Origin of the sequence: Bradyrhizobium sp. AZCC 1578, assembly GCF_036924675.1 — a bacterium.
Lineage (GTDB): Bacteria > Pseudomonadota > Alphaproteobacteria > Rhizobiales > Xanthobacteraceae > Bradyrhizobium.
On record NZ_JAZHRZ010000001.1, the window covers coordinates 5,194,190 to 5,219,038 of the forward strand.

Sequence of the window (24,849 nt, forward strand, 5' to 3'; positions counted from 1 at the left end):
CTGATCATCGCGCTTCGCTAGTCCAATGATGCAAACAAAAGGCTGGACCTGTCACGGAATGGGCATCGCGACGGTGGCCTTGATCGATAGCACCGTCAGGGTGACCACGAGGCAAAGCGATAGCGTGCCGATCGCAAGCGAGGTGGCGATGGCACCAAGCAACCGGGAAGAAGCGACGGGCGCGCGGCTGCTCTCGAAGCCGACCGCACCGGGTGACCGCATCATAGGCTAAATCCTTGTAACGCGGGACGAATCACCCGCGACTCACGACGTCGGGAAAATCTTGCAGCGATCACCGGCAACATTGCGGCGACCAATCGCTTAAAATGGCAGAATCACGGCAAAGGTTAACATTATGCCCGCTATTGTTAACTTTTGGCGGGGTGCTCGCGCGAAAGTGAGAAGAGCGAGGGTGGCTATGCGCCGGCGGCGACGTCGGCCTGGTCATCGACCGGCTGCCAGTCCATCGTTACGAAGCCGGGCGTCTGTTCGACCCGCCGCAGCCAGGCGCGGATGGCGGGGAAGGTCGCGAGGTCGTAGTCGCAGCGGTCGGCGACATGGGTGTAGCCGTACAGTGCGATATCGGCGACCGTGAGTTGACCGGCCGCGAAATAGGCGCGGGTCTTGAGATGGTTTTCCATCACCTGAAGCGCGGCATAGCCGCGCTCCATCCAGTCCTCCAGCGCATGGGTCTGCAGGTCGCGGCCGCCCTTGACCAGCGACAGCCAGAAATAAGCGGCGCCGATATTGGGCTCCAGCGCGTGCTGTTCGAAGAACATCCATTGCAGCGCTTCGGCGCGCTCGACGCGCGACTCGGGGGCCAGTGACGTGCCGCCGCAAACATACCAGAGAATGGCGTTGGACTCGGCGAGGTAGCGTCCTTCGGCGACTTCCAACAGCGGCACCTGCCCGCTCGGGTTCTTCTCCAGAAATTCCGGCGTGCGGCTTTCGCCGCGGAGAATGTCGACTTCGATTGCCTCATAGGGCGCGTTGAGCAGCGCCAGCGCAAGGCGGACCTTGTAGCTGTTGCCGGAGCGCTGCATCGAATAGAGCTTGTACATTGTCGTTGGGTTCACAGACGTCGAGGGGCGCGCGCGGGGAGCGAACTGCGGTAAGCCTTCGCGCCGCAACACGGCTAAACAATGATGCCGATACGAATGCGTCGCAAGACCCGCGGAATGGAAAAAGTCGAAAACCTCTACCGCACTGCACGCGCGCAGCATGCCATGCCACGACTCTGTCAGGCAACGCATCACATGGTCGGGAGCGGACGAGCGGATCGATTCAATCCTGCGCGACGAAGCTGGCTACGTCCCGCCGCGGGGTGATGACTGTGGATCCGGCGCGTGGGCCCGGCTCTGCAGCGCACCGCTGCGCCCGGGGAACGGAGATCAGTCGTTGACCCAAAAGCTTTCGTGTTCCGGACGCGACGCGGCAGGCGGTGACGCGGCGCAGAGCCGGGACTGAAGGATCGGGCACCGTGGCCATCATACCTACGAAAGTGACTTCGCGGGCCATCATCGAGAGCGGATGCAGATCGCGGAGACACAGCTTGGCGTTGAACCTTGCGGCTTCGCTTTGGCCCTCGAGGGACGGTGGCGCTCGGCTGTCAGCCGCTCCGGGAGTTGTGCTCTCTGCCCGATCCGCGGCTTGTCAGATATGAGTCAATTCGGCCCGCGGAACTTTGCGAATATTGCGTTCGGATTGCTCCGATCGTACCGAGCCCGCGCAACGTTCCCCAAAGTTTGGCCTGTGTCCGGCCAAGCTTCTTGCGATGCAGCGCGCAGCGCCTTAGGGTGCGGCGTTCCCATCAAAAAGAGTCGTGAATTTCGGAAGTCACGACGTTTGCCAGGAGATCATGATGCCCTTCCTGTCCGCCGCCCTCGCCCGTGTGAAGCCGTCCGCGACCATCGCGGTCACGGACAAGGCGCGCGCGCTGAAAGCGGCGGGCCGCAACGTCATCGGCCTCGGCGCCGGCGAGCCGGATTTCGACACGCCGGCCAACATCAAGCTGGCGGCGATCCGCGCCATCGAGGCCGGCAAGACCAAGTACACCGATGTCGGCGGCATTCCGGAGCTGAAGGAAGCCATCATCAACAAGTTCCGGCGCGAGAACGGCCTGACCTACAAGCCGAACCAGATCATCGTCGGCACCGGCGGCAAGCAGGTGCTCTACAATGCGCTGATGGCAACCCTCAATCCCGGCGACGAGGTGATCATCCCGGCGCCGTACTGGGTGAGCTACCCGGAAATGGTGGCGCTGGCCGGCGGCGAGTCGGTCCCCGTCGTGTGCCCGGCGTCGAGCGGCTTCAAGCTGCGGCCCGAGGATCTGGAAAAGGCAATCACGCCGAAGACCAAATGGATCATCCTGTGCTCGCCGTCGAACCCGACCGGTGCCGCGTACACGCGCGCCGAACTCAAGGCGATCACCGACGTACTGGTGAAGCATCCGCATGTCTGGGTGATGACCGACGACATGTACGAGCATCTGGTCTATGACGACTTCCAGTTCGCGACGCCTGCGCAGGTCGAGCCGAAACTCTACGAGCGCACCCTGACAGTGAACGGCGTGTCGAAGGCCTATTGCATGACCGGCTGGCGCATCGGTTACGCCGGCGGCCCGGCCGACCTGATCAAGGCGATGGCGACCATCCAGTCGCAATCGACATCGAACCCGTCGTCGATCGCGCAGTGGGCGTCCGTCGAAGCGTTGAACGGTCCGCAGGATTTCATCCCGGTGCATAACAAGATGTTCAAGGAGCGCCGCGACCTCGTGGTTTCGATGCTGAACCAGGCCAAGGGCATCGAATGTCCGCGACCGGAAGGCGCGTTCTACGTCTATCCGTCCTGCGCCGGCACCATCGGCAAGACCTCGCCGTCAGGCAAGGTGATTGGCAATGACGAGGATTTTGTCACGGAATTGCTGGAGAGCGAAGGCGTCGCCGTCGTGCAGGGATCCGCGTTCGGTCTCGGCCCGGCGTTCCGCATCTCCTACGCGACCAAGACCTCCGACCTCGAAGATGCCTGCAAGCGCATCCAACGCTTCTGCGGCAACTTGAGATAAGCGTTTCGCCGCGCAAGCCCGCTCCGCAGTTGATGCGGGGACGGGCCGCGGTTCGCGACCAGCAATCGCGTCAAAGGGACGGCCGTCAAATCACATCGCGGGTGAACAAACACGCAATGTTTTGACGGCTTCTTGATGAAGCGCCATGTTTTCGACACGGCACTTCCATCCTGTCCGCTCCGCTAAATTTGTTCATCAACATGCGGAGACTGGGATACATGCGACTCCTGACATTGACACTCGCCGCGGCGGCACTGATCGCGCCGATCGCAAGCGCCGACGCGGCGCCGCCGGTTCGCGCCGGCATCCTGCAATGTCAGGGCGGCCAGAATGTGGGCTTCGTGGTCGGTTCGGTGACGAGCCTCGAATGCGTGTTCCGCAGCGAAGGCCGCCGGCCTGAACCCTACATCGCCAAGGTGCAGCGCATCGGTCTCGATCTCGGCGTCACCGAGCAGACCCAGTTGTCGTGGGCGGTCAGTGCGCCGAACAGCCGGCTCGGGCGCGGCGAACTCGCCGGCAGCTATGGTGGCGTCGGCGCCAATGCATCGATCGGCGTCGGCGGCGGCGGCAACTTCCTGGTGGGTGGTCCGGCGAATGCCTATGCGCTGCAGCCGATCAGCCTGCAAGGCCAGACCGGATTGAACGTCGCCGCCGGCATCGCCGGCCTCGAGCTGCAACCGGTGCAGTTCGGCCCGCGCCGGCACCATCGCCGACATCACCGCCGCGGTTGAGGATGACGTTAAGGAAAAGGCCCGCGTAAGCGGGCCTTTTTTGTTGATGTCATTCCGGGCCGATGCGCAGCATCGAACCCGGAATCTCGAGATTCTCAGGTGCGTAATTTGCGCACCATAGTTCGTCGCTTCGCGCTTCCGCCATTCTGGTACTACCTGTGATGTTGTGGCATAGAACGGCAAGCGCCGCGGGCACGGCGCTCCGATTTGCATTCTTTGCTCGCATCGCTTTCTTTCCGGAGCTTACTTCATGCGTCGTTCCTTCATCCTCGCCGCTGCCGTTCTCGCTACGCTGGCTTCATCCATCGGCGCCAATGCGCAGCAGGGGCAGCGCGTGCAGGTCGGCGTGCTGGAGTGTCGCGGCGGCGCCAGTGTCGGTTTCGTCGTCGGTTCCGTCACTCACCTCGGTTGCGTGCTGCGCGCAGAAGGGATGCCGGAAGATCGCTATGTCGCCACCATCCGCAAAGTCGGACTCGATCTCGGCATCACCCAGGAATCGGCGCTGGCCTGGGCCGTGTTCGCACCTGTCGCGCGGCTCGGGCCGGGCGGCCTTTCCGGCGATTATGTCGGCGCGCAAGGCAGCGCGACGCTGGGCGTCGGTGTCGGCGGCAACGTACTGGTCGGTGGCTCCGCGAATTCGATCGCACTGCAGCCGCTCAGCCTGCAAGGCCAGGTAGGGGTCAGCATCGCCGCCGGATTGGAAAGTCTGGAACTCCGGCCGGGGCGCTGATCGGGGCGGCTTATCTCCATCATTGCGAGCCAACGGGGCCGGCATCAGTCATGATTTCGAATCATCAGATTGCGTCCGGCCAAGCCAGGTTGGCCGCAACAGTCGTCGGCCGCGGCGACCCAGTCGTCTTTCTGCATGCCGCGGTCTGCGATAGTCGCATGTGGCGCGCGCAACTGGATGCACTCGGCGCAAGCAACAAGGCGATCGCGTACGATCGGCCGGGGCTTTGGCGAGACTCGCGCGGAAAAGGAGGACTTTTCTGCAGTCGCGGATTTGCTGGCGGTGATTGACGCCGTCGGGAACGGCGCGCCGACGATCCTTGTTGGATGCTCTCAGGGTGGACGGATCGCGCTCGACACTGCTCTTCTGCATCCATCCTATGTCCGCGCGCTCGTTCTCATTGCGCCCGCCGTGAGCGGCGCGCCTGAGCCGATCTATCCGCCTGAGATCGAGGGCTTGATGGCCCAGCTCAAGGACGCCGAGCAAGCCGGCGATTTGGATCGCGTGAACGCAATCAAGGCTCATCTTTGGCTGGACGGTCCACTGCAGCCAGAGGAGCGTGTCACAGGTGAGGCGCGCCGGCTGTTCCTCGACATGAACGCCATTGCGCTACGGTCGCCGCCGGCCGGGTCGAACCTCGATGTCGTGCCCACCTTCCATCGTTTGCGCGAGATATCAGCACCATCGCTTGTGATCTGGGGTGACCTCGATTTTCCGCACATTCAGGAACGAAGCCGCCACATTGCAACGATGATGTTGAAGGGGTCAGGCCATATGTTGACCGGCACTGCCCATCTACCGAGCCTGGAGCGGCCAACTGGGCCTCGTTGCGGAGTTCATCGATTGCGGCTCCGGCCCATCGAACGTAGCCGGATGAGCATCGCGACATCCGGGGCTCCTTGGTTGGTTCTTGTCCCGCATTTCGCTGCGCTCCTGCGGGTGCTGAGCGCCGTGGCAACGTCGGCGGCTCCGCCAATTCGATCGCGCTGTAGCCCTTGAGCGTGCAGGGTCAGGTAGGCGTCAGCATTGCTGCCGGATTGGAAAGTTTGGAACTCAGGCCGGGGCGTTAATTGTTAATCACGCCTTTCTCCCCGTCATTGCGAAGCAATTTCCCGAGTGGGAAGGTGGATTTGCTTCGCTTCACTCGCAATGACGGCGGCTGGCGCCCCGAACACCCCGCCTCGCACCGCAGCGATGTTTTCCCGCTTGCCAAATCGTTGCGACAGGCGGAGCATCAGAGGTCGCCGACCCAATCACGGGCCGAGCTCCAAAACAGGGAGGCGGCAATGGGACAAGACGTCAGAAGTCCCCAAGGTCCACGGTGCATTGCACTGGTGGGCCCTTTCCAGAGCGGTAAAACCACACTTCTAGAAGCAATACTGGCGCGAACGGGCGCCATTAAAAGTGCCGGCAGCGTCGATGCCGGAACTTCCGTCGGCGATGCCAGCCCCGAAGCGCGCCATCACAAGATGGGCGTGGCCTTGAGCGCCGCCACCACCACCTTCATGGGCGACAGTTACACCTTTATCGATTGTCCCGGCTCGGTCGAGTTCGCGCATGACATGCGCGCCGCGTTGCCCGCGGTCGATGCCGCGGTCGTGGTCTGCGAGGCGGACGAGAAGAAGCTGCCGCAACTGCAGATCATCCTGCGCGAGCTGGAAGATCTCGGCATTCCGCGTTTTCTGTTTTTGAACAAGATCGACCGCGCCAACAAGCGCATCCGCGAAACGCTGGCAACCCTGCAGCCGGCCTCGCGCGTGCCGCTGGTGCTGCGGCAGATTCCGATCTGGAACGGCGACTTGATCGAAGGCTTTGTCGACCTCGCACTGGAGCGCGCCTTTGTTTATCGCGAGCACAAGCCTTCCGAGGTGATCGCGCTGCAAGGCGGCGATCTCGACCGAGAGAAGGAAGCGCGCTTCTCGATGCTTGAAAAGCTCGCCGATCATGACGACGCGTTGATGGAGCAGTTGCTGGAAGACATCCAGCCGCCGCGCGACGCGGTGTTCGACGATCTCGCCCGCGAATTGCGCGAAGGGCTGATCTGTCCGGTTCTGCTGGGCGCCGCGAGCCGCGAGAACGGCGTGCTGCGGCTGATGAAGGCGCTGCGGCATGAATCGCCCGGCGTTGTTGAAACGGCGAAACGCCTCGGCGCATCGTCGCAAAAGGAGGCGCTGGTCTATGTGTTCAAGACGCTGCATCTGCAGCACGGCGGCAAGCTGTCGCTGACGCGGCTGCTCGCCGGCCACCTCGATGACGGCGCGACGCTGCAATCGTCCTCCGGCGAAGCCGGACGGGTGTCCGGCATTCTCGCGGTCAACGGCGCGCACGATACCAAGCGCTCTGCGGCGGAAGCCGGCGAGACGATCGCGCTCGGCAAGCTCGACGCGATCAAGACCGGCGATACGCTGTCCAGCGGCAAGGCCGCGCCGGCGGCACTGGTGCAGATCGCGCCGACACCGCCGGTGCTTGCCATGTCGCTATCGGCGGCCGATCGCAAGGACGACGTCAAGCTGGGCCAGGCGCTGCTGCGGCTGAACGAGGAAGATCCGTCGCTGACGATGATCCAGAACCAGCGCACCCACGATATCGTGCTGTGGGGGCAGGGCGAGATGCATCTGCGCGTCGCGCTCGAGCGTCTGCGCGACCGCTTCGGCGTCAACGTCAAATCGCAGCCGCCGGCGATCGGCTATCAGGAGACCATCCGCAAACCGATCACCCAGCGCGGCCGCCACAAGAAGCAATCCGGCGGCCACGGCCAGTTCGGCGACGTGGTGCTGGAAATCAAACCGATGCCGCGCGGCTCGGGCTTCGAGTTCCACGAAAAGGTGGTCGGCGGCGCGGTGCCGAAAAATTATATCGGCGCGGTGGAAGAGGGCGTGGTCGACGGCCTCGCCAAGGGTCCGCTCGGTTTTCCCGTCATCGATGTCGAGGTCACGCTCATCGATGGCTCCTATCACAGCGTCGATTCGTCCGATCTCGCGTTCCGCACCGCGGCCCGTGTCGGCATGACCGAGGCGCTGCCGCAGTGTCAACCGGTGCTGCTGGAGCCGATCCACATGGTGGAGATCGTCTGCCCGACGGAGGCGACGGCGAAGATCAACGCGATCCTGTCGGCGCGACGCGGCCAGATTCTCGGCTTCGACACCCGCGAGGGCTGGCCGGCATGGGACTGCGTCCGCGCCACCATGCCGGAGGCGGAGATCGGCGATCTGATCGTGGAGTTGCGCTCGGCCACCGCCGGCGCCGGCGGTTTCACCCGCCAGTTCGACCGCATGGCCGAGGTCACCGGCCGCGCCGCCGACCAGATCATCGCCGCGCATCGCGTCGCGGCGTAGCTGTGCGTCTCCCTCCCCCCGTGAAGGACGGGGAGAGGGAGAGGGAGAGCACCGGCCCGCGTGCTTGACACGGCTGGCGGGACACGAAATGGATCGCCTTCCAAGAATTTTGCAAGAATTTTGGAAGGAAACCATGCCTGTCCGCGCCGCCGAGAACGATCGTGCCTAAATCCCCCGCCGCGTGCCTGATCGGATGGCCGGCCGCGCATTCGCGCTCGCCGCTGATCCATCATTACTGGCTGCGCACGCTCGGCATCGAGGGCGGCTACGTCATCGAGGCGGTGCCGCCCGACGAGTTCAAGGATTTCATCTTCCGCCTGTCGCACCGCGGCTTCGTCGGCGCCAACGTCACCATTCCGCACAAGGAGCGCGCGCTTGCGCTGTCGAAGCCGGACGAGCGCGCCCGCGCAGTCGGCGCCGCCAACACGCTGTGGTTCGCAGACGGCGAATTGTGCTCGACCAATACCGACGTCGAAGGCTTTATCAACAATCTCGACGCCTGCGCCGGCGGCTGGGACCAGGCAGAGGATGCACTGGTGCTGGGCGCCGGCGGTTCGTCACGCGCTGTCGTGTTTGGCCTGCGCGAACGCGGCATCAAGCGCATTCATCTCGTCAATCGCACCATGGCGCGCGCGAGCGCGTTGGCGGATCAGTTCGGCGCGAACGTGTTGCCCGTGGCGTGGGATGCGCTCGGCGATCTCCTGCCGCGCGCCGGACTTCTGGTGAATACGACCTCGCTCGGCATGAAGGGGCAGCCGCCGCTCGAACTCGATGTCGGCCGGCTGCCGTCACGCGCCGTCGTTGCCGATCTCGTTTATGTGCCGCTCGACACGCCGCTGCTGACCGCTGCACGCGCGCGCGGGCTGAAGACCGCCGATGGGCTCGGCATGCTCTTGCATCAGGCGGTGCGGGGATTCGAACTGTGGTTCGGACGGCGCCCCGAGGTGACGCCGGAGCTTCGTGCGCTCGTCGAAGCCGATCTCACGAATACATGATCGGCTGATCGCGGAATCTTGAGCCGGAATTTTTTTGAAAGGCCGGGGTCAATGGCTACGTCAGTGCCACTATTGGAGACCCTAGCATGCCCGTCCGTCATTTTCAGCTCGTTCGCCCGCTTGTCGCCGTCGCGATGGTGGCGGGCTCCACGCTTTACGCGATCGCCCAGCAGCCACCGACGCCGACGCGCGTCCGCGGCACCATCGAAGCCGTCGATGGTGACGTGCTCGCGGTGAAGTCCCGCGGCGGCGACGACGTCAGGCTGCACATGACCGGCGATGTCAACGTCATCGGGATCAGTAAGATCTCGCTGTCCGACATCAAGGTCGGATCCTTCATTGGCACCACCACAGTGCCGGGACCAGACGGCAGCCAGAACGCGGTGGAAGTGCATGTGTTTCCGGAAGCGATGCGCGGCACCGGCGAGGGCTCGCGGCCCTATGATCTACGTCCGAACTCCACGATGACCAACGCGACGGTCGCGGATTCCGTGGTCGGCAATGACGGCCACGCCCTGACGATCAAATACAAAGGCGGCGAGAAGAAAGTCGTGGTCTCTCCAGAGACGCCGGTCGTGACCTACGTTCCCGCCGACAAATCGGACCTCAAGCCCGGCGCCAAGGTGATCGCATTCATGAAGAAGCTGCCGGACGGCTCACTCGAGACCAGCCGCGTCAGCGTCGGCCGCGACGGCCTGACCCCGCCGATGTGAAGCCGCCTACTGGAATAGCTACCTCCGTGCGGTGTTTGCGTTGAGTTAGGCGCCAATACATCTCGGGAGGAACACCATGCTGAAATCTTCTTCATGGCCGCGCGGGTTTGCGGCCTCGCTGGGCCTTGTCGCGCTGTTTGCCGCGGAGGCCTGGGCACAGCAGCCACCGACAGTGCGCATTCGCGGCACCATCGAGGCCGTCGACGGGCCCATGCTGTCGGTCAAGTCGCGCGAGGGCGCCGACATGAAGGTCCGTCTCACCGACAATGTCGCCGTGTTCGGCGTGGCGAAGACCGCGCTGTCCGAGATCAAGGAAGGCTCCTACATCGGCGTCACTGGCATGCCGGAGCCGGACGGCACCCAGAAAGCGGTCGCGGTGCATATTTTTCCGGAGAACCAGCGCGGCGCGGCCGAAGGTTTTCGGCCGTGGGATCAACGCCCGAACTCGACCATGACCAACGCCACCGTCGCCCAGACGGTGAAGGGCACCGATGGCCAGAATATTTTGGTCAAATACAAAGACGGCGAAAAGAAAGTCGTGGTGCCGCCGGATACGCCGATCGTCACCTTCGTCGCCGGCGACAAGTCCGAGCTGAAGCCGGGCGCCAAGATCATCATCTTCGGCGCGGTGAAGAAGGACGACGGCACGCTGGAAGCCGCGCGCGTCAATGTCGGCCGTGACGGGATCACACCGCCGATGTGAGTGTGCGTCGCTCCATCCCCACGTCGTCCCCGCGAACGCGGGGACCCATAACCACAATTGCCTATTGCAGATGGAAGGCATCCACCACATCGCCTAACCGAAGGGCCGCGGCGTATGGGTCCCGGCGTTCGCCGGGACGACGAGAGAGTTTGATCCGTCGCTACACCGCCAGTACGCGATCGTCGATCTCGGCAATCGTATTGACGCCGCACAGCCCCATCGTGGTGAGCATTTCCTTAGCCAGGATGTCGAGCGCCTTGGCGACGCCGGCTTCGCCGCCAGCCCCTAGGCCATAGGCATAGGCGCGGCCGATCATGCATGATTTGGCGCCGAGCGCGAGCGCGCGCACCACGTCCTGGCCGGAGCGGATGCCGCCGTCGAACATGATTTCCATCTTCGAGCCGATGGTATCGACGATTTCGGGCAGCACCTCGATCGAGGACGGCGCGCCGTCGAGCTGGCGGCCGCCATGGTTGGAAACCACAATCGCCTGCGCGCCGGTCTTGGCCGCGATTTCGGCGTCCTCGACGTCGAGAATGCCTTTGAGGATCAGCTTGCCCGGCCAGATCGAGCGAATCCAGTCGATGTCCTTCCAGTTCAGCGAGGTATCGAATTGCGACGCGGTCCACTCCGAGAGTTTGGTGAGATCCTCGGTGCCTTTGACGTGGCCGACAATGTTGCCGAAGGTGCGGCGCTTGCCGCGCAGCACGCCCGCGACCCATGACGGCTTGCTGGCGAAATCGATCAGCTTCGACAGCGACCATTCCGGCGGCACCGTCATGCCGTTCTTGATATCCTGATGGCGCTGGCCGATCACCTGCAAATCGACGGTCAGCACCAGCGCCGAGCATTTCGCCGCAATGGCGCGCTCGATCAGCGATTTGATGAAGCCGCGGTCCTTCATCACGTAGAGTTGGAACCAGAACGGCTTGTCGACGCTAGCTGCGATATCCTCGATCGAGCAGATCGACATTGTGCTTTGGGTGAAGGGAATGCCGGCGGCCTGCGCGGCGCGGCAGGCATGAATCTCGCCGTCGCCATGCTGCATGCCGAGCAGGCCGACCGGGGCAAGAATCAAGGGCATCGCGGCCGGCTCGCCGAGGATCGTCGTGGAGAGATCGCGCTTGGAGACATCGACCAGGATGCGCTGGCGGAACTTGATCTGCTGCAGATCCTCCGAATTGGCCCGCAGCGTGTCCTCGGTGTAGGAGCCGCGGTCGACGTAGTCGAAAAACGCCTTGGGAACCCTGCGCTTGTGCAACTGGCGCAGATCCTCAATGCAGGTGATATGCTTCATGGACGTCCCGGCCCTTCTTGAACTTCTTCGCTGCGTCGTCATCTAGCATGGTTGGATGGCCAGCCAAATCGCGTCTCGGCGCCACTCCCGGGAGGATATCCCATGACCGGACCGCGCAAAGCCGCCCCCGTCGAGACCGGCCCGGCCGATCGCGAGGAAAAACGCCGGCTCGACGACGCTCTGGACGAGGGGCTGGAGGAGACCTTTCCGGCATCCGACCCGGTCAATGTCACCCAGCCGCCGCCTTCGAAAGGAGACCAGCACGTCAAGCGGAGCGGTTGAGCCGGCAGGCCGATGGCTGCCTGGCGTGAATTATTGCCTTTTGGCCGCCAATGGCCGTAATGATTCATCATATTTTTTGAAGCCATTTTAGCGGGCGAAGGATTATAACCCCCAGCACGCTACGATGGAGGCGTTCGGGATTCGTGGCCGCAAGGCCTTGAAGAAGTCCCGGAAAGGCTGGGGGTCACATGAGCCGCAAATATTTCGGTACCGACGGAATTCGGGGCCGCGCCAATGGTTTGATCACGCCGGAGCTCGCGCTCAAGGTGGGGCAGGCGGCCGGCCTGGTGTTTCAGCGTGGCGATCACCGCCACCGCGTCGTCATCGGCAAGGATACGCGGCTCTCCGGCTATATGATCGAATACGCCATGGTGGCCGGATTTACCTCGGTCGGCATGGACGTGCTGCTGCTCGGCCCGATGCCGACGCCGGCGGTCGCGATGCTGACCAAGTCGATGCGCGCCGATCTCGGCGTGATGATTTCAGCGTCGCACAATCTGTTCGAGGACAACGGCATCAAGCTGTTCGGTCCGCAGGGCTTCAAACTGTCCGACGACGTCGAAAAGCAGATCGAGCAATTGCTCGACGAGCCGATCGACCGCCGCTTGGCGCAGAGCGCGAGTCTCGGGCGCGCCCGCCGTATCGACGGCGTCCACGACCGCTATATCGAATTCGCCAAGCGCACGTTGCCGCGCGAGCTCTCGCTCGACGGCCTGCGCGTCGTGATCGATTGCGCGCACGGCGCGGCCTACAAGGTGGTACCGGAAGCGCTGTGGGAGCTTGGCGCCGACGTAATCGCGATCGGCGTCGAACCCGATGGCTTCAACATCAACAAGGAGTGCGGCTCGACCTCGCCGGAGGCGCTCGCCAGGAAGGTGCGCGAGATGCGTGCCGATATCGGCATTGCGCTCGATGGTGACGCCGACCGCGTCATCCTGGTCGACGAGCGCGGCCACGTCGTCGACGGCGACCAGTTGCTCGCCGTGATTGCGCAAAGCTGGAAGGAAGACGGCCGCCTCGCCAAGCCCGGCATCGTCGCTACCGTGATGTCGAATCTCGGGCTCGAGCGCTTCCTCGAGGGGCAGGGCATCGGCATGGTGCGCACGCCGGTCGGCGACCGCTACGTGCTCGAGCAGATGCTGTCGCAGGGCTACAATCTCGGCGGCGAGCCATCGGGCCATATCATCCTCTCCGACTACGCCACGACAGGCGACGGCTTCGTCGCCGCGCTGCAGGTGCTGGCCGTTGTGCAAAAGCTTGGCCGCCCGGTGTCGGAGGTCTGTCACCGCTTCGATCCGCTGCCGCAGATACTGAAGAACGTACGCTATCGCTCCGGCAAGCCGCTCGACCACGCCGAGGTCAAATCGGCGATCATGGACGGCGAGAATCGTCTCAACGGCCATGGCCGGTTGCTAGTGCGTTCGTCCGGCACCGAGCCTGTGATCCGCGTGATGGGCGAGGGCGACGACCGCCTCCTGGTCGAGGAAGTCGTCGACCAGATCGTCAACGCGCTCGGCCACGCTGCGGCGGCATAAGCACGCTTTATCCAAAGGACACGTGATTGCTGATCGGCGGTGCGCAGGAGCGCATCGCAGCTATCGGCTATTGCTGCTGGTCGCAACCGGGCGGGCGACGTAAAACGCGGCATTGCGTCAGCGAATCCTTTTCGGGAATGCGCCGTTGAACAAGCCCGTCATCGTAACTGAGGAAACCGCGACCGCGCCGGTGGTCGTGCCGGACGCGGCGCCGGGGCTCGCTGCGAAAGCGGCCGTGGCGGGGCCGGCGTATGTCGTGCTGGCCGGCATCAGCTTCTCGCATTTCCTCAACGACACCATGCAGTCGTTGATCGCCTCGGTCTATCCGATCCTGAAGGATGCTTACGCCCTCGACTACGCGCAGATCGGCATGATCACGCTGGCGTTCCAGTTCACCGCGTCGCTGCTGCAGCCCGTCGTCGGGCACTTCACCGACAAGAAGGCGCAGCCGTTCTCGCTTGCGATCGGCATGGGCTTTACGTTTTTCGGCTTGCTGTTGCTCAGCGCCGCGCATCTCTATCCGATCATCCTGATCGCGGCGGCGCTGGTCGGACTGGGGTCTGCGGTGTTTCACCCGGAGTCGGCACGGATTGCGCGGCTGGCGTCCGGCGGGCGCTACGGCTTCGCGCAGTCGGTGTTTCAGCTTGGCGGCAGTTTCGGCACGTCGATGGGACCGGTGCTGGCGGCGCTGATCGTGGTACCGTTCGGCCAGCCCTCGATCGCCTGGTTCTCGTCGATCGCGTTTCTGGCGATCGTGATCCTGTGGCGGATCGGCGTCTGGTACAAGCCGCAGATCACGACGAAGAAAACGGCGGGGGTGGAACGTCATCCGGACCTGCCGGATTCCCGGCGCGTCAGAATCGCGCTCGCAGTGCTGGTTGCGCTGTTGTTCTCGAAGCAGCTTTATGTGTCGAGCCTGTCGAGCTATTACATCTTCTATCTGATCGAAAAGTTTCAGGTGTCGACGCAGGCAGCCCAGCTCTACCTGTTCCTGTTTCTTGCCGCCAATGCGGTGGGCGCATTTTTCGGCGGGCCGCTCGGAGATCGCTTCGGGCGCAAATACGTGATCTGGTTCTCGATCCTCGGCGCGCTGCCGTTCACGCTGGCGCTGCCCTATGCCGGCCTCGTCGGCAGCGCGGTGCTGACGGTGATCATCGGCCTGATCATTTCGTCAGCGACGTCGTCGATCATCGTGTTTGCGCAAGAACTGATGCCGCATCGCTTCGGGATGATCTCCGGCGTGTTCTTCGGCGTCGCCTTCGGCATCGGCGGACTTGGCGCGGCGGTGCTCGGCAAGCTTGCCGACCACACCGGCATCGCCTTCGTCTATCACCTCTGCGCATTCCTGCCCGCGCTCGGCCTGCTCGCAGTGTTCTTGCCGAAGATGCCGAAGCACGCGCGCTGACGCGTTTGCGCGAGGCGAGGGCGGAAGCTCGCTACATCAACAAATTCTTAACGGTGCGGTGGCGCGGATTCTTCTCAATACATCGTTAGGACGTATGGCGGTTTCGCCCATTATTATTCGTGTTGCAAACGCACCGAGACTCGTGTCGCAACAGCGCGGGAAAAAGTCATAGATTGTCAACCTTAAAAATTAGGGTTAAGCGCCGTTTAAGCATTTAATGCCATCGTCCGTCCGTGGATTTTTGAAGTGGGGCCTTTTGCAGTCAGCCTCACCGGACAAAAGGACGAGCCCATGCGTAGCGTTAAGTCTTTCATTGCCGCCGGTGCGGCCACTTTGTTGTCCCAGGCGGCGTTTGCCGCCGACATGGCGATTGCGCCGCCTCCTTATGCTCCGGCCCCGGTGGTCGAGGATTTCGGCGGCTGGTATCTGCGCGGCGACATCGGCATGACCAATCAGAGCGCGAAGAGAATTGACAGCTTGACTGCGCAGACCTTTCCAACGACGACCGTGGGTCTAGGCTTCGACAGCTCGATGCTATTCGACCTCGGTGTCGGCTATCGCTTCAACAACTGGTTCCGTGCGGACGTGATCGGCCAATACCGCGGTCGCGCCAACCTCCACGGCTCGGACACGGTCGTCCTCGGGCCCGACGACATCGGAGTCAATAACTACACCGGCAGCAAATCCGAGTGGGTTGTCATGGCGAATGCCTATGTCGACCTCGGAACCTGGTGGTGCATCACGCCGTTCATCGGCGCCGGTGTCGGTGGGTCGTACAACAAGCTCAGCGGCTTCCGCGACGACGGCGTTCGCTACACCGCAGGCGCCCTGTCGAACAGCGTTACCTACTTCGCCGACAATGGGAAGTGGAATTTGGCCTGGGCGGCCCATGCCGGTCTCGCCTACAAGGTCAGTCCAGCGTTTACCGTCGAACTCGCCTACAGCTACATGAATCTCGGCGATGCAGCCCCCGGCAACTTCCGTGCGTTCGACAACAGCATCTCAGGTGCATCGTCGATCAAGATCAAGGACATCACCTCGCATGACGTCAAGCTTGGCGTGCGTTGGGATCTGACCAGCCCGGAGGTCTACGCACCGCCGCCGCTGATCCGCAAAGGTTAATCGCGACCTTCATTCGTTAACATTTGCAGACGGCGCGGGAGCTCTTCCCGCGCCGTTTGCTTTTGACGGATCGCGATGCAGAGCTGCGACCGCGAAAAATGTTTGCCTGCTTTCCGGCGAGATTGCGCCAATCGGAAGGCGCAACAACCATTGGTTAAGGTTAACAGGCGATGATCAGCGCCAAGTTCAGAGTTTTCCGATGGAGCGTTGCGATGCGTCGTTTTTTGTTGATGGCGGTGATGTGTGGAGCGGTAAGCGGTGCGCAGGCGGCTGACCTGCCGTTTCTCCGCGGTGGTTTCACCGACGGGCTGAGCACCAGCACAGTGAACTGGCAAGGCGGCTACATCGGTGGACACGCCGCCTATGGCACCTCAGACATGAATTTCGCAGGTTCGACGAGGACCATCGCGGCGCGCCTCATGGACGGCCTTGAGATGGAGCAGGTCCAGCAAATATCCCAGTGGCCGGTCATGGGAAAAGTTTCCGCCCACGGAGAGGGGTTTGGCGGATTCGTCGGTTACAATTTCCAGTGGACCGACGTCGTCGTGGGCGTTGAATTGAATTACACGCACGGCAAGTTCGGCGGTTCGCAGACCGGCAGCATGTCGCGGTTCTTTACGCTTCCTTCCGGGTACACGGTTGGCGCGACCTATCAAGGGACTGCGCAGATGAATATTTCCGACATGGGAACGCTTCGGGTCCGCGGCGGCTACGCGTGCGGTTCGTTTCTCCCTTATATGTTTGCCGGCATAGCGCTAGGGCAGGCCGATATCATTCGCACCGCCCGTGTTTTCGGAACTCAGGTCAATCCGGCTGCCGCGCCAGGCTTTCAGAACGTGCCGTTCGATATCAGCGCAACCGACGCCCAGTATAGCCACTTGATCTACGGCTATTCGTTCGGTCTCGGCACCGAAATAATGCTGATATCGAATCTGTTCATGCGCGCGGAATGGGAATACGTGCGCTTTGCCACTTCGGTTGACACCAGCATCAACACGGTGCGGGCCGGCCTCGGCTATAAATTCTGACTTGCGGCGCCGGTCAGGCGCCGTTGACAGAATTGCCGCCGCCTGTTGCACTACCGCCCTAACGAGGGCGGCGCATGAAGATCTACGGCGATACGAATTCCGGCAATTGCCTGAAGGTGAAGTGGATATGCGACCATCTCGCGCTGCCCTACACCTGGATGGCGGTCGATACGCTCAAGGGCGAGACGCGGACGGCGGAATTTCTCAAGCGCAATGGCGCCGGCCAGGTGCCGACGATCGAACTCGACGACGGCCGCACGCTGGCGCAATCCAACGCCATCATCCGCTATCTCGCCCGCGATTCTCGTCTCATTCCGCAGGATGCGTTCGCGGAAGCGAAGATGGACGAGTGGCTGTTCTGGGAACAATACAGTCACGAGCCCTACATCGCCGTCTGCCGCTTCCAGATGTTCTACCTGAAGAAGCCGGCCTCCGATCTCGATCCTGAAAAGGTCAAGCGCGGCTATGCGGCGCTGGCGCGGATGGAGCACCAGCTTGCGCTGACGCCGTTCCTGGTCGGCGACACCATCACGCTCGCCGACGTATCGCTACTGGCCTATACCCGCGTGGCGCACGAAGGCGGCTTCCATCTCGACGGCTACGCCGCAGTGCGCCGCTGGATCGGCGAGACCGAAAAATTCCTCGCCCTTGCGCCGGCGCGGTGACTTCACCGGAACGCATCATGACTGAGATTGCGAAGGTCACCATCCGCTCCGCGCGCCGCGAGGACGTCGGCACCATCATCGCCATGCTGGCGGACGATCCGCTCGGCGGTGCGCGCGAGCGGATCGAAGACCCACTGCCGCAATCCTATTTCACGGCCTTTGAACGGCTGCAGCACGACCCGAACATCTTTCTCGTCGTCGCCGAGGACGGCGAGGGCGCCGTGGTCGGTTGCCTGCAGCTATGCATTCTGCCGGGGCTGAGCTCGCAGGGCGCCTCGCGCGGCCTGATCGAGGATGTCCGCGTCGCCAGCCGCTGCCGCAGCCGCGGTATCGGCGAGCAGATGGTGCAGTGGGCGGTTGTGGAAGCGCGCGCGAGGGAATGCAGACTGGTCGAATTGCTGACGCATCACACCCGCGTCGATGCGCAGCGGTTTTACGAGCGGCTCGGCTTTGCGCGCAGCCATGTCGGCATGACCTTGCGATTTTGATAGCCATAGCGTTTTCGAGCGAAGCCTGTCCCGCACGTGATGCGGGATGGAATCCGGTTCGCGTAAAAAAAACGCGTCAGTAAAGGTCAGCCAACCGCGGTTGAAGCGCGCTTGCGACGAATGCCTGAGGTAGTCGTCACTGTGCGATCCGGTTAACAAGCGATAAACTACGCATGCGTCCGTGATTTTACGGACCGGAACGTCTCCGCTATGCCGGGCTCTCCCATGGGGCTGTGGGCAGCTTGGGGATTTCCAATGAAAAAATATTCGATTGTCCGGATCGGAAGCGAATATGTCGTGCAGGCAGGGGACACCAGCATTTTGAAGGTCTCGAGCCGGGAAGAGGCCGCCAAACTGGTCACCGATGCCGCCGAACTTCTGCAGCAGGAGCCGGCTCCCCGCGTGGACGAGGAGCCATCAATCGAGCGTGAAGCGCCCGAAGCTTCTTGACGATCGGGCCCGATTCCCCTAATGACCGCGGCGGGACACCTCCCCCCAACGGGAGGCTTACTATCTGGAAGGATAGATTTATGACCGTAGCGAAGCCCGCTTCGCGGCCGAACGTGCCGCATTTTTCCTCCGGCCCCTGTGCCAAGCGCCCCGGCTGGAATCCCCAAAATCTCAAGGACGCAGCCCTCGGCCGCTCGCACCGCGCGAAGATCGGCAAGGCCAAGCTCAAGCTCGCGATCGATTTGACGCGCGAAGTGCTGGAAGTGCCGGCCGACTACAAGATCGGCATCGTGCCGGCGTCCGATACCGGCGCGGTCGAAATGGCGTTGTGGTCGCTGCTCGGTGCGCGCCCCGTCACCACGATCGCCTGGGAATCCTTCGGCGAGGGCTGGGTCAGCGACATCGTCAAGGAATTGAAGCTCAAGGACGTCACCAAGCTGCACGCCGGCTATGGCGATCTTCCCGATTTGAGCAAGGCCGATCCGGCTTCCGACATCATCTTCACCTGGAACGGCACGACCTCAGGCGTGCGCGTGCCAAACGCCGACTGGATCAGCGCGGACCGCCAAGGCCTCACGATTTGCGACGCGACGTCGGCTGCGTTTGCGCAAGCACTCGATTTCGCAAAACTCGATGTGGTGACGTTCTCCTGGCAGAAGGCGCTGGGCGGCGAGGCTGCGCACGGCATGCTGATCCTCTCACCGCGCGCGGTGGAGCGGCTCGAGACCTACAAGCCGGCCTGGCCGCTGCCGAAGATTTTCCGCCTCACCAAGGGCGGCAAGCTCAACCAGGGCATCTTCGAGGGCGAGACCATCAACACGCCGTCGATGCTGTGCGTCGAGGACTATCTCGATGCCCTGAACTGGGCGAAATCGATCGGCGGCCTGAAAGCCCTGATCGCGCGCGCCGACGCCAACACCAAGGTGCTGTCGGAGTGGAAGGCGAAAACGCCGTGGATCGACTTCCTGGCCAAGGATGCGTCGATCCGCTCCAACACCTCGGTGTGCCTGAAGTTCATCGATCCCGCGATCACCTCGCTGACCGCCGACGCGCAGGCCGAGTTCTCCAAGAAGCTGGTTGCGCTGGTGGAGAAGGAAGCCGCCGGTTACGACTTCGCCTATTACCGCGATGCGCCCGCGGGCCTGCGGATCTGGTGCGGTGCCACGGTGGAGGCCTCCGACGTGGCCCTGCTGACGCAGTGGATCGACTGGGCGTTTGCCGAGACCAAGGCCGCGCTGCCGAAGGCGGCTTAACTCGTCTCCTTAGCCGTCGTCCCGACCAAGCGAAGCGCGAGCCGGGACCCACAACCACAGCACGGAGTATGGGTCCCGGCTCTACGCGCCAAGAGGCGCTTCGGCCGGGACGACAATCGATTTCCTGAAGGAAACATTCAGATGTCCAAACCCAAAGTTCTCATTTCCGACGCGCTATCTCCCGCAGCCGTCCAGATCTTCAAAGATCGCGGCATCGAGGTCGACTTTCAGCCCAATCTCGGCAAGGACAAGGACAAACTCGCCGAGATCATCGGCAATTACGACGGCCTGGCGATCCGCTCCGCGACGAAGGCGACCGCGAAGATCATCGACAAGGCGAAGAAGCTCAAGGTGATCGGCCGCGCCGGCATCGGCGTCGACAACGTCGAGATTCCCGCGGCGACCGCCAAGGGCATCATCGTGATGAACACGCCGTTCGGCAATTCGATCACGACCGCTGAACACGCGATCACCTTGATGCTGGCGCTGGCGCGTGAAATTCCGCAGGCCGACGCCTCGACGCAGGCCGGCAAGTGGGAGAAGAACCGCTTCATGGGCGTCGAGATCACCGGCAAGACGTTAGGGGTGGTCGGCTGCGGCAACATCGGCTCGATCGCTGCCGACCGCGCGCTCGGCCTGAAAATGAAGGTGGTCGCGTTCGATCCGTTCCTGTCGCCGGAGCGCGCCAAGGATATCGGCGTCGAGAAGGTCGAGCTCGACGAACTGTTCAGGCGCGCCGACTTCATCACGCTGCACACGCCGCTGACCGAGAAGACCAGGAACATCATCGACGCGGCGGCGCTCGCGAAGATGAAGAAGGGCGTGCGCATCATCAACTGCGCGCGCGGCGGTTTGGTCGACGAGCAGGCGTTGCTCGATGCGCTGAATTCCAAGCATGTCGCCGGCGCCGCCTTCGACGTCTTCGTCGAGGAGCCCGCCACCAACAACGTGCTGTTCGGCCATCCCAACGTGATCTGTACGCCGCATCTCGGCGCCTCCACCACGGAAGCGCAGGAGAACGTCGCGCTGCAGGTCGCCGAGCAGATGTCGGACTATCTTCTCACCGGCGCGATCTCGAACGCGGTGAACTTCCCATCGATCACGGCGGAGGAAGCGCCGAAGCTGAAGCCGTTCATCGAGCTCGCCGAAAAGCTCGGCTCGTTCGCGGGCCAGCTCACCGAGAGCGGCATCCTGAAGACGGAGATCACCTATGAGGGACACGTCGCCGAGATGAAGATCAAGGCGATCACCTCGGCGGTGCTGTCGGGTCTGCTGCGCCCGATGCTGGGCGAGGTCAACGTGGTCTCCGCGCCGGTCGTCGCGAAGGAGCGCGGCATGGTGGTCGACGAGATCGTACGGGCGGCGCAGAGCGATTACGAAAGCCTGATCACGGTGACCGTCACCACCGAACGGCAGGAGCGTTCCGTTTCCGGCACCGTCTATCACGACGGCAAGCCGCGGCTGGTCGACATCAAGGGCATCCGGGTCGATGCCGAGTTCGGCAAGTCGATGATCTATGTCACCAACGAGGACAAGCCCGGCTTCATCGGCAGCTTCGCCAGCCTGCTCGGCGACGCCAAGATCAACATCGCCACCTTCCATCTCGGCCGCGTCAAGCAGGGCGGCGACGCCATCGCGCTGGTCGAGATCGACGGCCCCGTGCCGGCCGACGTGCTTGCCAAGGTGCAAGCGCTGCCGCAGGTGAAGCAGGCCAAGGCGCTGGCGTTTTAAAGCGCGCATCCCCTTCCTTCTTCCGGGGAAGGTGCTTCGCCGCGGTGCTGCCGCGGCGAAATCCCGATCGAACCGATTGCTTCCTCGCCGCGTCTCATGACTGGGAGTGGTGGGCGTCGTTTGTCCGCCGCCATCCGGCGGGCGGTTCAGGAGGGTATCCATGCGATTGATTGCGAACAGCTTTTTGACGACGAGCCTCGTCGTTCTGACGGCGCTTGCCGCCGGTGAGGCGCAGGCCGCCGACATCGCCGCGAGCTCGGCGGTCGACGCTGTCACCGTCTATCCCGACGGCGCCAGCGTAACGCGCCTCGTCACGCTCGATCTGCCGGCCGGCGAAAATTCCGCTGTTCTCAAGGATTTTCCGCTCACGCTCGACCCCACGTCGCTGCGGGTCGAGGGTGAGGCCGGCGCAAAGCTCACGATCGGCGCGATCGACGCCAGGCCGCCGCGCGCGGCGCCGCCGGTCAACTTGCCCGAACTCGACAAGCGCATCGAGGCGCTGAAGGACGAGCGCGTCAACCTGCAGGGCGCGATCGATGCGGCGAGAGCGCGGCGCAAATTCGCCGAGCGATTTGCGGATATCGCGCCGGTCGGGATCGGCGACAAGGGCGAGGCGCGGCCGGTATCTGAATGGCGCGCGGCCTTTGCCGCGGTCGGCGAGGAAGTTGCGAGCACTGAGGCCGCGATCCGCGATGCCGAACGCAAGCAGCGCGACCTCGACCGCGAAATCGCGCGCCTCGAGCAGGACAAGGCCCAGAAGCCGCCGAGCAAGCTGGAAGTGCGGATCGAGCTCGCGGCGGCTGCAGCGACCAAGGCGACGCTGCGGGTGACCTATGCGGTGCGCAGTGCGCGCTGGACGCCGCTCTATGATGCCCGTCTCGATACCGGCGCAAAAGACCGCAAGCCCGCGCTCGAACTGGTGCGCCGCGCCGAAATCACGCAGGCCACCGGCGAGGACTGGTCCAATGTCGCGCTCAGTGTCTCCACCGTGCGAACCGCGCGCGGCGGCAGCGCGCCCGAACTCAATCCGCTGATCGTGCAGTATCCGCAACCGCCGCGGCCTCAGGCGTCCGTCAGCGGTGCGATAGATAATAGGTTCCGCTCGGCGCAGGCGCCTGCCGCTAAGGTGGCGGAATCCCTCGCCGAACGTGCCGACGAACAGCAGGCCACGGCTGATGTCAGCGGCTTCCAGGTGGTGTTCAAAATTCCCGGCCGCGTCAGCCTCGGCGCCAGCGAAGGCGCCAAGAGCCTGCGCGTCTCTAGCGTAACGCTCGCGCCCGATCTCGCGGTCCGCGCTGCGCCGGTGAAGGACCCGACCGCGTTCCTCGAAGCGAACTTCAAGCAGAACGAGGACGCGCCGCTATTGCCGGGACGCGTCTCGATCTACCGCGACGGCGTCTTTGTCGGCCGCGGGCAGATGGCCGCCGCGGCCAAGGAGGAGACCGTGCGGCTCGGCTTCGGCGCCGACGACAAGATCAAGATCGAACGCGCGGTTCTCAAGCGCAACGAGGGATCGGCCGGCCTGATCGTGACGACCTCGAAGACCGATGAGCGCGCGTTCAAGACCACCGTGCGCAACGGCCATGATTTCCCGATCCGGATCGCGATCGAGGATCAGTTGCCGGTCAGCGAGAACGAGGAGATCCAGGTCGAAATGCTGCCGTCCACGACGCCGCCGACCGCAAGCAACGTCCGCGACAGACGCGGCGTGCTGGAATGGGCGTTCGAGGCCAAGCCGGGCGAGGTGAGGGACATCAACTTCGCCTGGCGGATCCGCTGGCCCAAGGACAAGGGCGTGGTGATGGTGCCGGCGGGCTAAGGCTGTCTGGCCGCGAAAGGGGCCGTCATTGCGAGCGAAGCGAAGCAATCCATATCTCCGCGCGGGGATAGATGGATTGCTTCGTCGCTTTGCTCCTCGCAATGACGGGGAGGCTTCGTCTTACTTCGCCTTCAAGAATTCCCCCACCTCCAGCAGCACGAACTCGTTATCGTCAGCCTTGTTGGGATCGCGGCTCGACGAAAACGGCAGATTGTTGTCGTTGCCGACGATGATATGCGTCTCGTCGACGCGTTCGACGTTCTCGATGGTGAAGAACGGAAAGGTCAGCACGCCGTCATTGAGCGGTTTGCGCGCCTTCTTGTCGGGATCCTTGATCTTCATCAGGTCGACATAGGCGACCTTGCGCACCGGCTTGCCGACATTGGCGTCGGAGAGCTCGATCTTGTAGACGCGCTTGAATTTGGCGAGGTCCGCAAAGCAGCTCTCGCCGCGCTGACCGGCCGGGCAGGCCTTGTCGGCGGTGCCTTCGCCATTGTCGCGCTCGATGATCAGGCCGTTTGAGGCGTTGATCATGTTGAAATCGCCGATGGCGTGGCCGTTCTGCTCGAACACATAATGCCAATAGCGGCCGGTGAATTTTTCGGCCGCGACGTCGAATTCGAGGATCCGCGCGGCTTCCTTGCCGTCGACTTTTTCGAAGTCCTTCTTCTCGGCATCCCACAGCGGGCCCTCGAGCAGGCCGTAGAGAAACTTGCCGTCCTTCGAGCCAGCAAAACCTTCATAGCCCTTGGAGCGGCGGAGGTTGACGGTGGTGTAGCTCGCGCCTGGAGCGGCAGGCGACTGCACCGACCAATGATCGGGAGAGCGCACCGGCTTGCCGTCGGCGGTGGTTTCGAACACCGCCAGGACCTTGCCGGTCTTGTCGGCCTTCAGCACATAGGGCCCGAACTCGTCGCCGATCCAGAAGGTGTCGCCGATGATCTGAAAACCTTCGGTGTCGAAATCGGCGCCGGTAAGATAGCGCTTGGCGGTGTCCTCATGGAGGATGCGGAACGACACCTTCTTGTCGGGATCGTGCAGGAAGACGGTTTCCTGTCGCTCGATCTTGCCGCTCGCCCAGTCGATCTTGTGCCGGTTCAGATACAGCATGGAGTCGGCCGAGTTGTAGCGCGAGCCCATGCCGTTGTCGGTGAGCACCCAGAACGAGCCGTCCGGCATCACCTTGATGCCGGAATGGCCCTGCAGCGGCTGGCCCTTGAACGGCAGCGAAACGCCGGTCGGGCGTTCGTAGGACTTGCCCATCACGGTGCCCGCGGCGTCGACGCGGCGGCCGGTGGTGTATTTGCCTGATGTCTTGAGATCGTCTGGCGCATCAGCGGGCGCGTCGATAAAGGTCTGCGCCGGCAGCACGGCGTGGCCCTTCAGCGTGGCGGGAAACTCGCCTTCACCTTGAGCGAAGGCGGCGCCGGCCAGAAACATGGACGCGACGGAGCAGAGCAATGACACGCGCATGGCGGATCTCCTGTTGAATGGCGATGCGGT

The 24,849-nt window shown here is 63.2% G+C and carries 22 protein-coding genes and 2 pseudogenes; 20 read left to right on the top strand and 4 right to left on the bottom strand.

From position 1 onward, the window contains the following. Positions 1 to 51: 51 nt before the first annotated feature. Positions 52 to 225 (bottom strand): hypothetical protein, encoded by a 174-nt coding sequence (locus V1290_RS24960; RefSeq protein WP_176721808.1) that lies wholly within the window; start codon positions 223 to 225, stop codon positions 52 to 54. Between the two features lie 191 nt (positions 226 to 416). Continuing rightward, complete coding sequence (locus V1290_RS24965; protein ID WP_334366826.1) at positions 417 to 1,061, bottom strand: glutathione S-transferase family protein; 645 nt, start codon at positions 1,059 to 1,061, stop codon at positions 417 to 419. Between the two features lie 800 nt (positions 1,062 to 1,861). On the opposite strand from V1290_RS24965, the gene V1290_RS24970 reads away from it, so the two are divergent. The 9 genes and pseudogenes from V1290_RS24970 to V1290_RS25010 all read left to right on the top strand — a co-directional run bounded on the left by V1290_RS24970 (position 1,862) and on the right by V1290_RS25010 (position 10,271). Continuing rightward, the gene (locus tag V1290_RS24970) at positions 1,862 to 3,064 is read left to right on the top strand and encodes a pyridoxal phosphate-dependent aminotransferase (protein WP_334366827.1); all 1,203 of its coding nucleotides are present in this window, start codon (positions 1,862 to 1,864) and stop codon (positions 3,062 to 3,064) included. A gap of 218 nt (positions 3,065 to 3,282) precedes the next feature. Further along, positions 3,283 to 3,795 (top strand): DUF992 domain-containing protein, encoded by a 513-nt coding sequence (locus V1290_RS24975; RefSeq protein ID WP_334366828.1) that lies wholly within the window; start codon positions 3,283 to 3,285, stop codon positions 3,793 to 3,795. A 250-nt stretch (positions 3,796 to 4,045) separates the two neighbouring features. Then, positions 4,046 to 4,525 (top strand): DUF992 domain-containing protein, encoded by a 480-nt coding sequence (locus V1290_RS24980; protein WP_334366829.1) that lies wholly within the window; start codon positions 4,046 to 4,048, stop codon positions 4,523 to 4,525. A 177-nt stretch (positions 4,526 to 4,702) separates the two neighbouring features. Next, positions 4,703 to 5,281: pseudogene (locus V1290_RS24985) on the top strand (alpha/beta fold hydrolase); the annotation flags it as partial. Positions 5,282 to 5,409: 128 nt separating this feature from the next. Beyond that, a pseudogene (locus V1290_RS36565) lies at positions 5,410 to 5,595 on the top strand (DUF992 domain-containing protein); the annotation flags it as partial. Between the two features lie 216 nt (positions 5,596 to 5,811). Continuing rightward, complete coding sequence (locus V1290_RS24995) at positions 5,812 to 7,860, top strand: elongation factor G (protein ID WP_334366830.1); 2,049 nt, start codon at positions 5,812 to 5,814, stop codon at positions 7,858 to 7,860. A 161-nt stretch (positions 7,861 to 8,021) separates the two neighbouring features. Continuing rightward, the gene (locus tag V1290_RS25000) at positions 8,022 to 8,855 is read left to right on the top strand and encodes a shikimate dehydrogenase (protein WP_334366831.1); all 834 of its coding nucleotides are present in this window, start codon (positions 8,022 to 8,024) and stop codon (positions 8,853 to 8,855) included. Between the two features lie 134 nt (positions 8,856 to 8,989). Beyond that, positions 8,990 to 9,568 (top strand): hypothetical protein, encoded by a 579-nt coding sequence (locus V1290_RS25005; protein ID WP_334369168.1) that lies wholly within the window; start codon positions 8,990 to 8,992, stop codon positions 9,566 to 9,568. Positions 9,569 to 9,644: 76 nt separating this feature from the next. Next, positions 9,645 to 10,271: a hypothetical protein gene (locus tag V1290_RS25010; protein ID WP_334366832.1), complete on the top strand. Its 627-nt coding sequence runs from the start codon at positions 9,645 to 9,647 to the stop codon at positions 10,269 to 10,271. 160 nt (positions 10,272 to 10,431) lie between these two features. On the opposite strand, the gene V1290_RS25015 is transcribed toward V1290_RS25010, so the two are convergent. Continuing rightward, a complete protein-coding gene (locus tag V1290_RS25015; RefSeq protein ID WP_334366833.1) occupies positions 10,432 to 11,568 on the bottom strand; it encodes an alpha-hydroxy acid oxidase in 1,137 nt (378 codons plus the stop codon). 102 nt (positions 11,569 to 11,670) lie between these two features. Between V1290_RS25015 and V1290_RS25020 the strand changes: the two genes are divergently transcribed. The 11 genes from V1290_RS25020 to V1290_RS25070 all read left to right on the top strand — a co-directional run bounded on the left by V1290_RS25020 (position 11,671) and on the right by V1290_RS25070 (position 23,346). Then, positions 11,671 to 11,850, top strand: a complete 180-nt coding sequence (locus V1290_RS25020) for a hypothetical protein (protein ID WP_334366834.1) — start codon at positions 11,671 to 11,673, stop codon at positions 11,848 to 11,850. A gap of 188 nt (positions 11,851 to 12,038) precedes the next feature. Continuing rightward, positions 12,039 to 13,385 (top strand): phosphoglucosamine mutase, encoded by a 1,347-nt coding sequence (glmM, locus tag V1290_RS25025; RefSeq protein WP_334366835.1) that lies wholly within the window; start codon positions 12,039 to 12,041, stop codon positions 13,383 to 13,385. A 145-nt stretch (positions 13,386 to 13,530) separates the two neighbouring features. Next, complete coding sequence (locus V1290_RS25030) at positions 13,531 to 14,790, top strand: MFS transporter (protein ID WP_334366836.1); 1,260 nt, start codon at positions 13,531 to 13,533, stop codon at positions 14,788 to 14,790. Positions 14,791 to 15,081: 291 nt separating this feature from the next. Next, positions 15,082 to 15,912, top strand: coding sequence for an outer membrane protein (locus V1290_RS25035; protein ID WP_334366837.1), 831 nt, complete (start codon positions 15,082 to 15,084; stop codon positions 15,910 to 15,912). Positions 15,913 to 16,124: 212 nt separating this feature from the next. Next, positions 16,125 to 16,940 carry an outer membrane protein gene (locus V1290_RS25040; protein ID WP_334366838.1) on the top strand — a complete coding sequence of 272 codons (816 nt, stop codon included), beginning with the start codon at positions 16,125 to 16,127 and terminating at the stop codon, positions 16,938 to 16,940. A gap of 74 nt (positions 16,941 to 17,014) precedes the next feature. After that, positions 17,015 to 17,605 (top strand): glutathione S-transferase family protein, encoded by a 591-nt coding sequence (locus V1290_RS25045; RefSeq protein ID WP_334366839.1) that lies wholly within the window; start codon positions 17,015 to 17,017, stop codon positions 17,603 to 17,605. Between the two features lie 17 nt (positions 17,606 to 17,622). Continuing rightward, complete coding sequence (locus tag V1290_RS25050; RefSeq protein WP_334366840.1) at positions 17,623 to 18,093, top strand: GNAT family N-acetyltransferase; 471 nt, start codon at positions 17,623 to 17,625, stop codon at positions 18,091 to 18,093. A 255-nt stretch (positions 18,094 to 18,348) separates the two neighbouring features. Continuing rightward, a complete protein-coding gene (locus V1290_RS25055; RefSeq protein WP_334366841.1) occupies positions 18,349 to 18,543 on the top strand; it encodes a hypothetical protein in 195 nt (64 codons plus the stop codon). 80 nt (positions 18,544 to 18,623) lie between these two features. Continuing rightward, positions 18,624 to 19,796 (top strand): phosphoserine transaminase, encoded by a 1,173-nt coding sequence (locus tag V1290_RS25060; protein ID WP_334366842.1) that lies wholly within the window; start codon positions 18,624 to 18,626, stop codon positions 19,794 to 19,796. Between the two features lie 141 nt (positions 19,797 to 19,937). Next, complete coding sequence (serA, locus tag V1290_RS25065; protein WP_334366843.1) at positions 19,938 to 21,527, top strand: phosphoglycerate dehydrogenase; 1,590 nt, start codon at positions 19,938 to 19,940, stop codon at positions 21,525 to 21,527. A 160-nt stretch (positions 21,528 to 21,687) separates the two neighbouring features. Then, positions 21,688 to 23,346: a mucoidy inhibitor MuiA family protein gene (locus tag V1290_RS25070; protein WP_334366844.1), complete on the top strand. Its 1,659-nt coding sequence runs from the start codon at positions 21,688 to 21,690 to the stop codon at positions 23,344 to 23,346. Positions 23,347 to 23,466: 120 nt separating this feature from the next. On the opposite strand, the gene V1290_RS25075 is transcribed toward V1290_RS25070, so the two are convergent. Continuing rightward, entirely contained in the window at positions 23,467 to 24,819 is a 1,353-nt protein-coding gene (locus V1290_RS25075; RefSeq protein ID WP_334366845.1) for an esterase-like activity of phytase family protein, read from the bottom strand. Positions 24,820 to 24,849 lie beyond the last annotated feature (30 nt).